Annotated in this window: 15 protein-coding genes; 11 read left to right on the top strand and 4 right to left on the bottom strand. The window is 71.0% G+C overall.

The genetic code is table 11. The annotated features are described in order from the left end of the window. Positions 1-87: 87 nt before the first annotated feature. Both DRV84_RS03310 and DRV84_RS03305 read right to left on the bottom strand, forming a co-directional pair. Positions 88-261 carry a DUF1328 domain-containing protein gene (locus DRV84_RS03310; protein ID WP_115978429.1) on the bottom strand — a complete coding sequence of 58 codons (174 nt, stop codon included), beginning with the start codon at positions 259-261 and terminating at the stop codon, positions 88-90. Positions 262-337: 76 nt separating this feature from the next. Next, complete coding sequence (locus tag DRV84_RS03305; RefSeq protein ID WP_115978428.1) at positions 338-706, bottom strand: hypothetical protein; 369 nt, start codon at positions 704-706, stop codon at positions 338-340. A 90-nt stretch (positions 707-796) separates the two neighbouring features. Between DRV84_RS03305 and DRV84_RS03300 the strand changes: the two genes are divergently transcribed. The 6 genes from DRV84_RS03300 to DRV84_RS03275 all read left to right on the top strand — a co-directional run bounded on the left by DRV84_RS03300 (position 797) and on the right by DRV84_RS03275 (position 8,708). Continuing rightward, entirely contained in the window at positions 797-1,528 is a 732-nt protein-coding gene (locus tag DRV84_RS03300; protein WP_239994969.1) for a Crp/Fnr family transcriptional regulator, read from the top strand. A 90-nt stretch (positions 1,529-1,618) separates the two neighbouring features. After that, positions 1,619-2,989 (top strand): aspartate aminotransferase family protein, encoded by a 1,371-nt coding sequence (locus DRV84_RS03295; RefSeq protein WP_115978427.1) that lies wholly within the window; start codon positions 1,619-1,621, stop codon positions 2,987-2,989. 174 nt (positions 2,990-3,163) lie between these two features. Further along, a complete protein-coding gene (locus DRV84_RS03290; protein ID WP_115978426.1) occupies positions 3,164-4,264 on the top strand; it encodes an ABC transporter ATP-binding protein in 1,101 nt (366 codons plus the stop codon). A 133-nt stretch (positions 4,265-4,397) separates the two neighbouring features. Beyond that, positions 4,398-5,537, top strand: coding sequence for an extracellular solute-binding protein (locus tag DRV84_RS03285; protein WP_115978425.1), 1,140 nt, complete (start codon positions 4,398-4,400; stop codon positions 5,535-5,537). 135 nt (positions 5,538-5,672) lie between these two features. Beyond that, the gene (locus DRV84_RS03280) at positions 5,673-7,511 is read left to right on the top strand and encodes an ABC transporter permease (protein WP_420852965.1); all 1,839 of its coding nucleotides are present in this window, start codon (positions 5,673-5,675) and stop codon (positions 7,509-7,511) included. A 3-nt stretch (positions 7,512-7,514) separates the two neighbouring features. Then, positions 7,515-8,708, top strand: a complete 1,194-nt coding sequence (locus DRV84_RS03275) for an ABC transporter permease (RefSeq protein WP_115978424.1) — start codon at positions 7,515-7,517, stop codon at positions 8,706-8,708. A gap of 117 nt (positions 8,709-8,825) precedes the next feature. Here the strand turns inward: DRV84_RS03275 and DRV84_RS03270 are convergent, their stop codons facing one another. After that, entirely contained in the window at positions 8,826-9,692 is an 867-nt protein-coding gene (locus DRV84_RS03270) for a branched-chain amino acid aminotransferase (protein ID WP_115978423.1), read from the bottom strand. A gap of 155 nt (positions 9,693-9,847) precedes the next feature. On the opposite strand from DRV84_RS03270, the gene DRV84_RS03265 reads away from it, so the two are divergent. The 4 genes from DRV84_RS03265 (at position 9,848) to DRV84_RS03250 (ending at position 13,336) form a co-directional block, all read left to right on the top strand. Then, complete coding sequence (locus DRV84_RS03265; protein WP_115978422.1) at positions 9,848-10,360, top strand: MarR family winged helix-turn-helix transcriptional regulator; 513 nt, start codon at positions 9,848-9,850, stop codon at positions 10,358-10,360. Continuing rightward, a complete protein-coding gene (locus DRV84_RS03260) occupies positions 10,357-11,055 on the top strand; it encodes a response regulator (RefSeq protein WP_115978421.1) in 699 nt (232 codons plus the stop codon). The genes DRV84_RS03265 and DRV84_RS03260 overlap by 4 nt, the downstream gene beginning before the upstream one ends. A gap of 83 nt (positions 11,056-11,138) precedes the next feature. Beyond that, on the top strand, positions 11,139-12,524 hold the full coding sequence (locus DRV84_RS03255; protein WP_115978420.1) for a leucyl aminopeptidase family protein: 1,386 nt from the start codon (positions 11,139-11,141) through the stop codon (positions 12,522-12,524). Beyond that, entirely contained in the window at positions 12,521-13,336 is an 816-nt protein-coding gene (locus DRV84_RS03250) for a C40 family peptidase (RefSeq protein WP_115978419.1), read from the top strand. Before DRV84_RS03255 ends, DRV84_RS03250 begins: the two co-directional genes overlap by 4 nt. 84 nt (positions 13,337-13,420) lie before the next feature. On the opposite strand, the gene DRV84_RS03245 is transcribed toward DRV84_RS03250, so the two are convergent. Next, positions 13,421-14,770 (bottom strand): aminotransferase class III-fold pyridoxal phosphate-dependent enzyme, encoded by a 1,350-nt coding sequence (locus DRV84_RS03245; RefSeq protein ID WP_115978418.1) that lies wholly within the window; start codon positions 14,768-14,770, stop codon positions 13,421-13,423. Between the two features lie 166 nt (positions 14,771-14,936). On the opposite strand from DRV84_RS03245, the gene smpB reads away from it, so the two are divergent. After that, positions 14,937-15,419 carry an SsrA-binding protein SmpB gene (gene smpB, locus DRV84_RS03240; RefSeq protein WP_115978417.1) on the top strand — a complete coding sequence of 161 codons (483 nt, stop codon included), beginning with the start codon at positions 14,937-14,939 and terminating at the stop codon, positions 15,417-15,419. Positions 15,420-15,424: the final 5 nt, after the last annotated feature.

Genomic DNA, 15,424 nt, shown 5'->3' with positions numbered 1-15,424 from the left:
TCGCCTCTCTGGAGTCTGCATCACTGCCTATGGGCGACGCAACGCCGGCACCCGAAAGCGGTTCCCCAAAAAAGTGCGGCCTTCGGTTCAGCCGCGCGGCAGGCGGCGGAAGAGATGCGCCAGGAGCGCGACGACGAAGAGCACGAGGAAGACGGCGAAGAGGATCTGCGCGATCCCGGCGGAGGCCGCGGCGATGCCGCCGAAGCCGAAGAGCCCGGCGACGAGCGCGATGACCAGAAAAACGGCGGCCCAGTAGAGCATGGGTCTCTCCTTTCGGCCTTGTCCGAGGGTCCCGGACGAACCCGGGCGGCGCGGGCCGGGTTCCCGATGGCCGCGGTCAGAGCCGCGCGAGCCGGTCGAGCGCGGCGTGCAGCGCCGGCGTCGTGAAGGGCAACTCGAGCGGGACGGTCGGCAGGTCGCTCTCCTCCGGCGCGGGGCGCTTGCCGGTGGCGAGCCAGATCACCCCGCCGCCCGCCCCGTCCGCCGTCAGCGCCTCCGACAGTTCGGCGGGCGACACGGAGGTGACCACCGCGGCCACCGGGCCGAGCGCGGCGAGAAAGCCGGTCAACGCATCGGGATGCGCGCAGAGCGTGACGCGCGCGGCCGGGTCCCATTCCGCGATTCCCGCGGCGATGTCCTCGGCCACGAGCGGGCTCGTGGTGCAGACGACGTAATCGCGGCAGGGCAGGGCGGGGTCGGCGGGCATGGCGCGGGCGGCTCGGTTTCCGGGGTCGGGCGATCATGGAACGTCGCGGGCGGCGCCGCATTAATATCCGACATACCGCGGGAGAGTTCATTGACGACGGACTGCAACGACTGCCCGCTGCGGCGGCTGGAGCTGTTCCACGACTTCTCGTCCGACGAGCTGCGCTTCATGCGCCGGTTCAAGACGGGCGAGCTTCAGGTGGAGGCCGGCACCACCGTGCTGCTCGAAGGATCGAAGGCGCCGCAGCTCTACACGGTGCTGCGCGGCATGGGGCTGCGCAGCAAGGCGGCCGACGGCGGCGGGCGCCAGGTGCTGAACTTCGCGCTTCCGGGCGATTTTCTCGGGCTGCAGGCGGCGATGATGGAGGCGATGACCTACTCGGTCGAGGCGGTCACGCCGATGGTGCTCTGCGCCTTCCGCCGCTCCGACATCTGGGATCTCTACCGCCGCTTTCCCGAGCGCGCCTTCGATCTGACATGGGTCGGCGCGCTGGAGGAGCGGTTCCTCGGCGAGGCGCTGACGTCGCTCGGCCAGCGCCCGGCGCGGGAGCGCATGGGCTGGGCGCTGCTCACGCTCTACCGCCGGCTGCAGGCGCTCGGCTTCGAGACGGAGGGTCAGGGCGTGCCCTTCCCGTTCCGCCAGCAGGACCTCGCCGACGCGCTGGGGCTCTCGCTCGTGCACACCAACAAGACGCTGGCGCGGCTCCGGGACGCGCAGCTCGTGAGCTGGGCCGAGAGGCGGCTGCGCATCCCCGACACCGCGCGGCTCGCCGCCGCGTGCGGGGCCGAGCCGGGGCCGCCGCCGCGCCGCCCGCTGATCTGAGGACGTGACGTCGCGGCATGGGCGGCCTTGCAATCGGGGCGGGGAGGAGGCAGGCGTGGTGCGTTCACCCCAGGAGCGAGGAGACGCGCCGTGCTCAGAAACGATCTGCTCGAGGAGTGGGACCGCGAGAACTTCCTGCACCCCTCCACCCATCTCGCGGAGTTCGCGCGCGGCAACGCGCCGCAGCGCGTGATCCGCAGCGGCTCGGGCAGCCATATCGAGGACCGCGACGGCAACCGCCTGCTGGACGCCTTCGCCGGCCTCTACTGCGTGAACGTGGGCTACGGCCGCCCCGAGATCGCGGAGGCCATCGCCGAGCAGGCGCGCGAGCTCGCCTATTACCACGCCTACGTCGGCCATGGCACCGAGGCGAGCATCCAGCTGTCGAAGATGATCCTCGACCGCGCGCCGGACCACATGAGCAAGGTCTACTTCGGGCTCTCGGGCTCGGACGCGAACGAGACCAACGTCAAGCTGATCTGGTACTACAACAACGTCCTCGGCCGGCCGGAGAAGAAGAAGATCATCTCGCGCTGGCGCGGCTACCACGGCTCGGGTCTGATGACCGGGTCGCTCACGGGGCTGGAGCTCTTCCACAAGGCCTTCGACCTGCCGCTGGCGCCGGTGCTGCACACCGAGGCGCCCTATTACTTCCGCCGCGCCGACGTCTCGATGAGCGAGGAGGCCTTCGTCGCGCATTGCGCCGCCGAGCTCGAGGCGCTGATCGAGCGCGAGGGCGCCGAGACCATCGCCGCCTTCTGGGCCGAGCCGATGCTCGGCACGGGCGGCATCGTCCCCCCGCCCGCGGGCTACTGGGAGGCGATCCAGCCCATCCTGAAGAAGCACGACATCCTGCTCGTCGCCGACGAGGTGGTGACCGGCTTCGGGCGGCTCGGCACGATGTTCGGCTCCGAGCACTACGGGCTCGAGCCCGATCTCATCACCATCGCGAAGGGGCTGACCTCGGCCTATGCGCCGCTGTCGGGCTCCATCGTCTCCGAGAAGATCTGGAAAGGGCTCGAGCAGGGGACCGACGCCATGGGGCCGATCGGGCACGGCTGGACCTATTCCGCCCATCCCATCGGCGCGGCGGCGGGCGTCGCCAACCTCGAGCTCATCGACAAGCTCGACCTGGTGACCGCGGCCGGAGAGACCGGCGCGCATTTCAACCGCGCGCTGGCCGAGGCGCTCGGCGATCACCCGCACGTCGGCGAGGTGCGCGGCGAGGGCATGATCGCCGCGGTGGAGTTCGTCGAGGACCGCGAGGCGCGCGCCTTCTTCGATCCCGCGCGCAAGGTCGGCCCGCAGATCGCCGCGGCGCTCCTCGAGCGCGGCGTCATCGCCCGCGCCATGCCGCAGGGCGACATCCTCGGTTTCGCGCCGCCCTTCTGCCTCACCCGCGCCGAGGCCGAAGAGGTCGCCGACAAGACCGCCGCGGCCGTGCGCGCCGTCCTCGGCTGACCCGCGCCGGCGCCCGGACCCCGGGCGCCGGTTTGCCTCTTCAGGGGGCAGGGCTAACTATATTGCCGCGACGGCAACCTCTCGGCTGTTGCAACCGGGCCCCGGGATCGCTTTACTCGGAGTCTGACGGACAAAGCGGGCAGAGACCCGCGACGACAGGACAGGGAGCCGGGTTTGGCCGAGACCGACACGCAAGAGGCGTTCGTCGCCTTCGAACGCGTCCAGAAAAGCTACGACGGTGAAACGCTCGTCGTGAAGGACCTGAACCTCGCCATGCCGCGGGGGGAGTTCCTGACGATGCTCGGCCCGTCGGGCTCGGGCAAGACCACCTGCCTGATGATGCTCGCGGGCTTCGAGACCGCGACGCACGGCGAGATCAAGCTCGGCGGTCAGCCCATCAACAACATCCCGCCGCACAAGCGCGGGATCGGCATGGTCTTCCAGAACTACGCGCTCTTCCCGCACATGACGGTGGCCGAGAACCTCGCCTTTCCGCTCGAGGTGCGCAGCCTGCCGAAGTCCGAGCGCGAGGAGAAGATCCGCCGCGCCCTCGACATGGTGCAGATGGGCGAGTTCGGCGGGCGCCGGCCCGCGCAGCTCTCCGGCGGGCAGCAACAGCGAATCGCGCTCGCCCGTGCGCTGGTCTTCGAGCCGGAGCTCGTGCTCATGGACGAGCCGCTCGGCGCGCTCGACAAGCAGCTGCGCGAGCACATGCAGTTCGAGATCACCAACCTCGCGCATCAGCTCGGCATCACCGTGGTCTACGTCACCCACGACCAGACCGAGGCGCTGACCATGTCGGACCGCGTCGCCGTCTTCGACGATGGCCGCATCCAGCAGCTCGCCGCGCCCGACGTGCTCTACGAGACACCCGAGAACAGCTTCGTCGCGCAGTTCATCGGCGAGAACAACACGCTTCTCGGCACGGTGAAGGAAATTCGCAACGAGTACGCGGTGGTCGAGCTCGACGACGGGGAGCTCATCGACTGCAAGCCGGTCAACGTGAGCCAGCCGGGCGAGCGCACGCTCGTCTCGATCCGCCCCGAGCGGGTCGAGATCAACGCCGAGCGGCTGCAGGAGGGCGCGCACACCCTCAAGGCCGAGGTGCTCGAGTTCATCTACATGGGCGACATCTTCCGCACGCGGCTGCGCGTGGCCGGGAAGGACGACTTCATCATCAAGACGCGCAACGCCCCCGACCAGCGCCGCCTGCGTCCGGGCGAAAAGATCGAGATCGGCTGGCTGCCCGACGACTGCCGCGCGCTCGACGCGTGACACGGTTGACCGGCCCGCGCCTCGTGCCGGGTCGGCGCGCGCCGCAGGGCGCGCCAAGCGAGAGGGCCACCCGGTTCCGCCCGTGACCGCGGCCCCCTTTCAGCACCACGGGCACGACAAGGGAGCGATGAATATGAACCTTGCCAAGACCCTCATGGCCTCGACGGCCCTCACGGTCGCCGCGGGCGCCCTCGCCGCGCAGGACATGGAGAGCCCGGTCGCCGGCGAGCCGATGATCGACAGCATGACGCTCGTCTCCTGGGGCGGCGCCTACCAGAACTCGCAGCAGAAGGCCTATGTCGAGCCGTACATCGAGATGAACCCGGAGGTCTCGGCGACCTGGGACGAAAGCTCGAACGAGGCGGTCGCGAAGCTGCGCGCCATGGCCGAGGCGGGCAACATCACCTGGGATCTCGTGGACGTGGTGGCCTCCGACGCCATCCGCCTCTGCGACGAGGGCCTCGCGATGGAGGTCGACCACGACGACATCCTGAAGCCCGCGCCCGATGGCACCGACGCCTCCGACGACTTCGGCGACCTGATCGTCAGCGACTGCTTCATCCCGCAGATCGTCTACTCCACGACCTTCGGCTACCGCACCGACATGGTGCCCGAGGGCGTGGACGCGCCCGACAGCGTCTGCGACGTCTGGGACACCGAGACCTACCCGGGCAAGCGCAGCCTGGAGCGTCGCCCGATCAACAACATGGAGTGGGCGCTCTACTGCGACGGCGTGGCCAAGGACGAGATCTACGACGTGCTCGCCACCGAAGAAGGGCAGGACCGCGCGCTCGACAAGCTCGACGAGATCAAGGACGACGTGATCTGGTGGTCGGCCGGCGCCGACACGCCGCAGCTTCTCGCCGACGGCGAGGTCTTCATGGGCTCGACCTACAACGGCCGCCTCTTCTCGGTGATCGAGGAGCAGGATCAGCCGGTGGGCATGCTCTGGGACATGCAGGTCTTCGACCTCGACGGCTGGATCATCCCCGAGGACCTCGAAGAGGCCGAGCTGAACCGCGTGCTCGATTTCCTGTGGTTCGCCACGGACACCCAGCGCCTCGCCGATCAGTCGGCCTACATCTCCTACGGCCCGGCCCGCGAAAGCTCCGCGCCGCTGGTCTCGACGCACGCCGAGCTCGGCATCGAGATGGCGCCGCACATGCCGACCGATCCGGACAACGCCGAGAACACGCTGCTCTACAACTACGAGTTCTGGGCGGACTACCGCGACGACATCGACGCCAAGTTCCAGGCGTGGCTCGCGCAGTGATCGTATCGGTGCGGCGGGCGCCCGCCCGCCGCGCGTGACGACGGGGCGGGGCGGCCCGCGGGCCGCCCCGCCACCCCGAGGCCCGCCGCCGCGCGACGTCGCAGGCCGGGCCGCCCCATGGGTGGAGATCGAGGCATGAGCAGGCTCAGCAGCTCCGGACCGCAGACCGCCGACGCGCCGACGCCCGAGGACGCGTTCCACGAGACCGCGACCCTCGACGACCGTGCGCGCGGCCCCCAGCGCGGGACCGAGGCCGACGGCCCGATGCTCGCCGCCGACGGCACGCCGCTCAAGAAGAGCCTCGCGCGCGCGCTCCGGGCGCAGAAGCTGCGCGCGCTGGCGCTGATCGCGCCGCTCCTGATCTTCGTGCTCGTGACCTTCATCGCGCCGATCGCGGACATGCTCTTCCGCTCGGTCGAGAACCAGATCGTGCGCGACACGCTGCCGCGCACCAGCGCGGCGCTCGCCACCTGGGACGCCGAGAGCGGCGATCTGCCGCCCGACAGCGCCTTCGAGGCGCTCTATTCCGATCTCTTCCTCGCGGCCGAGGCGCGGCGCCACACCCGGCTCGGCCAGCGGCTGAACTACGAGAACACCGGCATGTCCTCGCTCTTCCGGGGCACGGGCCGGGACGTGGACGACTTCGGCGAGGCCAACGTCGAGATGCTCGAGGATCTGGACGACCGCTGGGAAGAGGCGGAGTTCTGGATCTCCATGACCTCCGGCACCGGAGGCGCGGCAGTGCTCGACGCCGCGCGCGAGCGGTTCATCCGGCTCGACGATCTCTCGACCCGCGGCCCGCTCGGCGACGCGTGGTGCGGGGTCAAGGGCGTCTTCGGCGCGCCCTGCGCCGTCTCGGCCGAGGACGTGGACCTCGGCTTCACGCTCTCCGGCGACTTCGCCGAGACCTTCCCGCGCACCGCCGAGGCCTACGCCGAGTTCGCCGTCTTCATGGCGATCGAGGAGGAGGAGACCGTCGCCGACGACGAGCCGTGGGAAGCGGTCTACGTCGCCCTCGACCGCGACCTGCGCGCCCTCTCGCCCGAGGAGCTCGCCGCCTACGACGGCCCGGAGGCCGAGGCGCTGCGCGCCGCGCAGGCCGCGCTCGCGGACGTTCCGCCGGTGGATTTCCGCGCCGCCTTCGTCGCCTCGGACGAGGACTGGGGCACCGTCGAGCCGTGGCGCACGATCCGCACCTACGCGCCGCCCTACACCACCGGCTATTTCCTCAACGCCGTGGACATGCAGAAGACGCCGGACGGCCCGGCGCTGCGCGACGAGGACGAGCGGATCTACGGGCTCCTGTTCCAGCGCACGCTCTTCATGAGCCTGATGATCACCTTCTCCTGCATCCTGCTCGGCTATCCGGTGGCCTGGCTGCTCGCCAACCTGCCCATGCGGACGGCGAACCTTCTGATGATCCTCGTGCTCCTGCCGTTCTGGACGTCGCTCCTCGTGCGCACGAGCGCCTGGAAGGTGATGCTCCAGCAACAGGGGGTGATCAACGACGTGCTCGTCTGGCTCGGGTTGGTGGCCGACGACGGCCGGCTCATCATGATCAACAACCAGTTCGGCACCATCGTGGCGATGACGCACATCCTCCTGCCCTTCATGATCCTGCCGCTCTACTCGGTGATGCAGACGATCCCGCCCTCCTACATGCGCGCGGCGAAATCGCTGGGCGCGACGCCGCTGACGGCCTTCCGCCGGGTCTATTTCCCGCAGACGGTGCCGGGGATCGGCGCGGGCTCGATCCTCGTCTTCATCCTTGCGATCGGCTACTACATCACGCCCGAGATCGTCGGCGGCACCACGGGCACCTTCATCTCGAACCGGATCGCCTACCACATCTCCAGCTCGCTCAACTGGGGCCTCGCCGCGGCGCTCGGCTCGATCCTGCTGGTGGTGGTACTGGTGCTCTACTGGGCCTACGACAAGATCGTCGGCATCGACAACGTGAAGCTGGGGGGCTGAGAGATGTCCGACGGGATCGCCATCACCGGCGCCAAGACGCTGCCCTTCTCCTTCACCCTGCCCGTGGTCGGCGCGGCGGGGGCGCTCTTCGGCCTCTTCGCGGGCACCGCGCAGGGCGCGACGCTCCTCGGCGTGCTCGGCGGCGCCGCGATCTGCGCCGCGCTCGCGTGGGCGGCGCTGTCGCTCGCGGGGGTGGAGCGTGAGCGCGCCGTCAAATGGGGCGTGATCGCGCTCTTCGCGCTCGCCGGGCTCCTCGTCGGGCGCATCGCGGGCGCCATCGTCGGCGCCCTCTTCGGGTGGTTCCTCGGCTGGTTCATCTACTGGATCGGGCGCGGGCGCTACCGGATGTTCCTGCCGCCCTACCTGACGGCCGGCGAGGTGCTCTGGCACTACACCTTCCGCGTGATCTGCGGCGCGGTCTTCGTCTTCCTGATCACGCCGATCCTCGTGGTCATGCCGCTCAGCTTCAACGCCGAGAACTTCTTCACCTTCACGCCCGAGATGCTGGCCTTCGACCCGGAGGGCTACAGCCTGAAGCACTACCGGGATTTCTTCACCTCCGCCGACTGGCAGCAGGCGCTCCGCAATTCGATCCTGATCGCGCCGGTCGCCACGCTCCTCGCCGTGAGCTTCGGCACCCTCGCCGCGATCGGGCTCAGCTCCGAGCACGTGCCCTTCCGGCAGGCGATCATGGCGGTGCTGATCTCGCCGATGATCGTGCCGCTGATCATCTCCGCGGCGGGGATGTACTTCTTCTACTCGCGCATCGGGCTACAGGGCACCTACCTCGGCGTGGTGCTCGCCCACGCGGCGCTCGGCATCCCCTTCGTCATCATCACCGTGACGGCGACGCTCGTGGGCTTCGACCGCTCGCTCACCCGCGCCGCGGCGAACCTCGGCGCCAACCCGGTGACGACCTTCCGGCGCGTGCAGATGCCGCTCATCCTGCCCGGCGTGATCTCCGGCGGGCTCTTCGCCTTCATCACCAGCTTCGACGAGGTGGTGGTGGTGATCTTCGTCGGCTCGGCCAACCAGCAGACCCTGCCGTGGCAGATGTTCACGGGCCTGCGCGAACAGATCTCGCCGACGATCCTCGCCGTGGCGACGATCCTCGTCTGCATCTCGATCGCGCTCCTGACAACGGTCGAAATCCTGCGCCGCCGGTCCGAGCGCCTGCGCGGCATGTCGCCCGGCTGAGACCTCGGGGCACGCACCCGGCGCGATCCGGGCCCGCCCCATCATCTTGGCCCAAATACTCCGGGGGGTGAGGCGGCGCAGCCGCCGAGGGGGGCAGCGCCCCCCTCCGCCACGGCCTCAGGCGCGCACCAGCGTCTCGTAGGCCTCCGCGATCTCCCGCGTCAGCGCGCCGACCTCGAAGGCGTAGTCGCCGATATGCCCGACGGGCGTCACCTCCGCCGCCGTCCCGGTGAGCCAGCACTGCTGGAACCCCTCGAGCTCCTCGGGCCCGATGTGGCGCTCGTGCACGGGGATGTTCCGCTCGCGCAGGAGTCCGATCACCGTCTGCCGCGTGATGCCGTTCAGGAAGCAGTCGGGCAGGGGGGTGTGCACCTCGCCGTCCTTGACGAAGAAGATGTTGGCCCCCGTCGCCTCGGCCACGTAGCCGCGGTAGTCGAACATCATCGCGTCCGCGAAGCCCTTCGCCTCGGCGGCGTGCTTGGACATCGTGCAGATCATGTAGAGGCCCGCGGCCTTGGCGTGGCTCGGGATCGTCTCGGGCGAGGGGCGCTTCCACTGCGAAATGTCGAGCGCGGCCCCTTTCGTCTTGGAATCGCCGTAGTAGGCGCCCCATTCCCAGGCCGCCACGGCGAGGCGCACCGGGTTGCGCGCCGAGCTCACGCCCATGTCCTCGCCCGCGCCGCGCCAGGCGAAGGCCCGCACGTAGGCGTCCGACAGGCCGTTCGCGGCCATGACCTCGGCCTTGGCGGCCTCGATCTGATCGACGCTCCAGGGGATCGGCATGTCGATCGCCGTGCCGCTCGCGATCAGGCGCTCGGAATGCGCGCGGCTCGCGAAGATGCGCCCGCCGTAGGCGCGTTCGCCCTCGAAGACCGAACTCGCGTAGTGCAGCGCGTGGCTGAGCACATGCACCTGCGCCCCGCGCCAGTCCACGAGCGCGCCGTCCAGCCAGATCTTCCCGTCCCGATCGTCGTAGCCTGTCATCTGCGGTGCCTTCCCTCGCCCGAGCTTGCCGATTGTTGCGCGCGTTGCGTCCGGAGCGGACATAAAATTGCGCAAAATGCGCGACTCGCTACCAACGGGGGCTTGGAGTGTCAATAACGCTGACTTAAAATGCATCCAAAGCGAGGGAGGCCGGCATGAGCGACGGGCGCAGCGCGACGGCGCAGGGGAGCGAGACGCTCCTCTTTCTCACGGACGAGCAGTTGCGGCAGGGGGTGGAGGCGATGTTCTTCGCCTACCGCGGCTTCACCGCCGACCCTGACCGCATCCTCGCCGAGTATGCCTATGGCCGTGCGCATCACAGGGCGCTGCATTTCATCAACGGCGCGCCCGGCACGACGGTCAACAACCTGCTCTCCATCCTCGGCGTCACGAAGCAGTCGCTCAACCGGGTGCTGCGCACGCTGATCGGCGACGGCCTCGTCGAAAGCCGGGTGGGGCGCAGCGACAAGCGCGAGCGCCACCTCTACCTGACCGAGGCGGGCGCCGAGCTGGAACGCCGCCTCTCGGACGCGCAGCGCGCGCGCATGCGCGCCGCCTACCGCGCGGCGGGGCCCGAGGCGGTGGCGGGCTTCCGCACCGTGCTCGAGGCGATGATGGACCCGGAGATGCGCCGCCACTACCGCGCGCTCCGCGAGGGGCGGGGATGACCGGCACGGACACGCACCTCCTGATCGTGGACGACGACGAACGTCTGCGCGGGCTCCTGCGCCAGTTCCTGTCGCGCAACGGTTTCCTCGTCACCACCGCGCGCGACGCGGGCCATGCCCGGCGGCTGCTCGCCGGGCTCGACTTCGACCTGATCGTGCTCGACGTGATGATGCCCGGCGAGGACGGCGTGGCCTTCACCCGGGCGCTCAGGGCCGAGCGGCGGACGCCGGTCCTGCTGCTGACCGCCCGGGGCGAGACCGAGCACCGCATCGCCGGGCTCGAGGCGGGGGCCGACGACTACCTCGCCAAGCCCTTCGAGCCGCGCGAGCTGCTGCTCCGGATCAACGCGATCTTGCGGCGCCTGCCGGAGCCGGAGACCGCGGAGGCGCCCGCCCTCCTGCACTTCGGCGCGCTGGCCTACGATCCGGGCCGCGGCGAGTTGTGGCGTGGCGAACAGCCGGTGCGCCTGACCTCGACCGAGGCGCAGCTCCTGCGGCTCTTCGCGGCCCGGCCCGGCGAGACGGTCAGCCGCGCGCGCCTCGTCGCCGATCTCGGCCGCGACGGGCATCAGGTGCAGGAGCGCGCGGTGGACGTGCAGATCACGCGCCTGCGCCGCAAGATCGAGGCCGACCCGAAGCAGCCGCGCTACCTGCAGACCGTGCGCGGCGAGGGCTACATGCTCGCCCCCGACTGAGGGCCGGCGCGCGCGCCGCGGCGAGTGGACCTTCGCGCCGCGCCGGCCTAGGCTTCGCCGCGCCAGAGAGGAAAGGACCGCCCATGCCGCTTCGCTTCGCGCCCGGGGACGCCGACGCCCTGCCGCTCACCGTGCTGGAGAAGGAGGCGCTCGGCGCCTGGCTCGACGGCCCCGGCGCCGCGCACCGCGCCTGGGTCGAGGCGGCGGGCTTCCGCGCCGGGATCGGCGAGGCGCTGCTCCTGCCCGGCGACGACGGGCCGGCGGGCGCGCTCGCGGGCTACGGCGACCGACAAGCGCGCGCGCGGGAGCGTTTCCCGCTCGCCGCCGCCGCGCAGGCGCTGCCGCCGGGCGACTACCGGCTGGCCGAGGGCCTGCCGGCCGAGGTCGCCGAGCGCGAGGCGCTGGGCTGGCTGTTCTCGGGTTACGCCTTCACGCGCTACCGCAAGGGGCCGGAGCGGCCCGCGCGCCGCCTCGTCGCGCCCGGGGGCGTGGACGCCGCGCGCGTCGAGCGGCTCGCCGCGGCGGAGGCGCTGACCCGCGATCTCGTCAACACGCCCGCGGCCGACATGGGGCCCGCGGCGCTCGAGGCCGCGGCGGCCGCGCTCGCGCAGCGCTTCGCCGCGTCGATCGAGGTGACGCGCGGCGAGGCGCTCCTGTCGGAAAATCTGCCGCTCATCCACGCCGTGGGCCGCGCGGCGGCGGAGGCGCCGCGGCTGATCGACATCCGCCACGGCGACGTCGGCCCGCGCCTGACCCTCGTGGGCAAGGGGGTGTGCTTCGACACCGGCGGGCTCGACCTGAAGCCGGCGCAGGCGATGGGGCTGATGAAGAAGGACATGGGCGGCGCGGCGAACGTTCTCGGCCTCGCGCAGACGATCATGGAGGAGGACTGGCCGGTGCGCCTGCGCGTGCTGATCCCGGCGGTGGAGAACGCCGTCTCCGCCGCCGCCTTCCGCCCCGGCGACATCCTGACGTCGCGCAAGGGGCTGACGGTGGAGGTGAACAACACCGACGCCGAGGGGCGGCTGGTGCTCGCCGACGCGCTGGCGCTCGCCTGCGAGGAGGGGCCCGAGGCGCTCGTCAGCATGGCGACGCTCACCGGCGCGGCGCGCGCGGCGGTGGGGCCGGACCTCGCCCCCTTCTACACCGACGACGAGGGGCTCGCCGCCGCGCTCTCCGAGCAGGCGGCGCTCTGGGCCGATCCGGTCTGGCGGATGCCCTTCCACGCGCCCTACGAGGCGATGATCGAGCCGGGCATCGCCGATCTGGACAACGCGCCGGCGGGCGGTTTCGCGGGGTCGATCACCGCGGCGCTCTTCCTGCACCGCTTCGCGGAGGGCGCGGGCGCCTACGCCCATTTCGACATCTACGCCTGGCAGCCGCAGCCGGCGCCGGGCCGGCCCAAGGGCGGCGCGGCGCAGGGGGTGCGGGCGCTGCGCGGCGCGCTGCCGGGCACGCTCGGGCTGTGAGCGACCGGCGGCTGACGCCGGCCAACGGCCGCGTCGCGGCGGCGCATCTGCGCGGGCAGGTGGCGGCGGAGCGCTTCGTCGCGGGCGAGGCGGCCACGCTCGCCGCGCCGGTGGCCGACCTGCTCGCCGCGCCCTGTGGCGCGCGTGACCGCCAGTGTCTTCTGGGCGAGGCGGTGACCATCTACGAGCGCCGCGGCGGCTGGGCCTTCGTGCAGGCGGCGAAGGACGGCTACGTGGGCTACCTCGCCGAGGCCGCGCTCGGCCCGCCGGGCGCGCCGACGCACCGGGTGGCTGCGCGCGCGACGCATCTCTACCCGGCCCCGGACATGAAGACGCGCGAGCGCATGAGCCTCAGCCTCGGGGCGCGGGTCACGGTGACGGGGGAGGCGGGGCGCTTCGCTGAGACGCCGCTGGGCTTCGTCCCGCGGGTCCACCTCGCGCCGCTGGAGAGGCCGGAGGCGGACCCGGTCGCGGTGGCCGAGCGGTTCCTCGGCGCGCCCTACCTCTGGGGCGGGAACTCCGCCTTCGGCATCGACTGCTCGGGGCTGGTGCAGGCGGCGCTCGCCGCCTGCGGGATCGCCTGTCCGGGCGACACGGACATGCAGGAAAGCCTCGGCGACGCAGCGCAGGGGCCGCCGCGGCGGGGGGACCTCCTGTTCTGGAAGGGTCACGTGGCGCTGGTGCGCGACGCCGAGACCCTGATCCACGCCAACGCCCACCACATGGCCGTGACGGTCGAGGAGATCGCCGCCGTCACCGACCGGATCGCCGCGGCGGGCGAGGGGCCGGTGACGGCGCACCGGCGGCCCTGAGCGGGGCGGAAGGCGCTTGGAAAGCGCCTTCCAAGCGGTTTGCAAACCGCTTGGCGCCCGGCGGCGCCGGCGGCGCGCCCCGGGTCAGGCGGCGGAGAGGCCCGCGTCGAGCGCGGCGAGGATCGTGTCCACCTCGCCCTCGGTGATCGTCAGCGGCGGCGACATCAGGATGTTGTGCCCGCCGAGCCGCACCATCGCGCCGGCCTCGTAGGTCGCCTGATGGATGCGCTGCATGGTCGCCGCGTCCATCGGCGTCTTGGCTGCGCGGTCCGAGACGATCTCCACCCCGGTCATCAGCCCGTGCCCGCCGCGCACGTTCCCCACGATGTCGTGCGTCTCGGCGAGGCGGCGCGCGCCCTCGAAGAGCTGCGCGCCCCGCGCCGCCGCGTTCGCCTTGGTGTCGAGGCGCCGCGTCTCCTCGAGGCAGGCGATGACCGCCGCCGCGCCCACCGGATGCGCCGAGTAGGTGTAGCCGTGATAGATCGCGCCGGCGGCCTCGGCGGTCTCGAAGACCTCGGCCACCTTCTCGTTCACGAGCGCGGCGCCCACCGGGAAATAGCCCGAGGTGATGCCCTTGGCGGTGCTCATCATGTCGGGCTGCACCCCCCAGTGGCGCGCGCCGGACCAGTCGCCGGTGCGCCCGAAGCCGGTGATCACCTCGTCGGAGATCATCAGGATGCCGTGGCGGTCGCAGATCTCGCGCATGAGCCCCATGAAGCGCGCTGGCGGCACGATCACGCCGCCCGCGCCCTGGATCGGCTCCATGATGAAGGCGGCGATGGTCGAGGGGTCCTGAAAGGCGATCTCGTCCTCGGCCATGGCCGCGATCCGCTCGGCGAGGCGGTCGGGGTCGGTCTCGTCGAAGGGGTTGCGGTAGGTGTAGGGCGAGGGCAGGTGGAAGCAGCCCGGCAGCATCGGCTCGTAGGCGGTGCGGAAGCGCGCGTTGCCGTTCACGCTCGCGCCGCCCCAGTGGGTGCCGTGGTAGCCCTTCTTGAGCGACAGGAACTTGATGCGCCCGGGCTCGCCGCGGAGCTTGTGATACTGCCGCGCGAGGCGCAGGCAGGTGTCGACCGAATCGGAGCCGCCCGAGGTGAAGAAGACGCGCGCCATGCCGTCCGCGGCGAAGAACTCGCGCACCGCCCAACTCGCCTCGATCGCCGCGGGGTTCGAGGTGCCCGCGAAGGCGGAATAATAGGGCAACTCCGAAAGCTGGCGCGCGATCGCCTCCTTCACCCTGTCGTTGGAATAGCCGAGGTTCACGCACCAGAGCCCGCCCACGGCGTCCACCGCCGAATGCCCGTCGATGTCGGTGATGCGCACGCCCTCGGCCGAGCGGACGATTCGCGGCCCCTCGGCCTGCGCGGCGCCGGGGTGGCCCATCGGGTGCCAGAGGTGGCGGGCGTTGTTCTCCTTGAGGAAGTTGTCGTCCTTCATGCGCTGCACTCCGCGGCCGGGGATCGGTGGATTTGATCAAATCCTATCACCGGCGCGCGCCGCGTCCAGCGTCGCGTCGCGCGCGGGCGGGGAAATCGCGGCCGCGCTGCGCCCTGCGCGACATCCCCTTGGACACGGCCCGCCGGAACGCTTACATCGCACCTCCATGGCCAAGAAGGACGACAGCGCGTCGAAGAACTACAAGGTCGTGGCGGAGAACCGCCGCGCCCGCTTCGACTATGCGATCCAGGACGAGATCGAATGCGGCATTGCGCTCCAGGGCTCGGAGGTGAAGTCGCTCCGCGCGGGCGGCGCCAACATCGCCGAGAGCTACGCCGCGGTCGAGAACGGCGAGCTCTGGCTCGTCAACAGCTACATTGCCCCCTATGAGCAGGCCAGGACCTGGGGCCACGAGGAGCGCCGCCGCCGCAAGCTCCTGGTGCACCGGCGCGAACTGGCGCGGCTCTGGAACGAGACGCAGCGCAAGGGCCTGACGCTGGTGCCGCTGGTGCTCTACTTCAACCACAAGGGGATCGCGAAGCTGAAGATCGCGATCGCCAAGGGCAAGAAGAAGGCCGACAAGCGCGAGACCGAGGCCAAGCGCGACTGGCAGCGCCAGAAGCAGCGCCTGCTGAAGGACCACGGCTGAGCCGC

The organism is Rhodosalinus sediminis (genome assembly GCF_003385555.1).
Taxonomy (GTDB): Bacteria; Pseudomonadota; Alphaproteobacteria; order Rhodobacterales; family Rhodobacteraceae; genus Rhodosalinus; species Rhodosalinus sediminis.
Note: the sequence above shows the minus strand (reverse complement) of the source record. Positions and strands in the feature narration are given on the sequence as shown.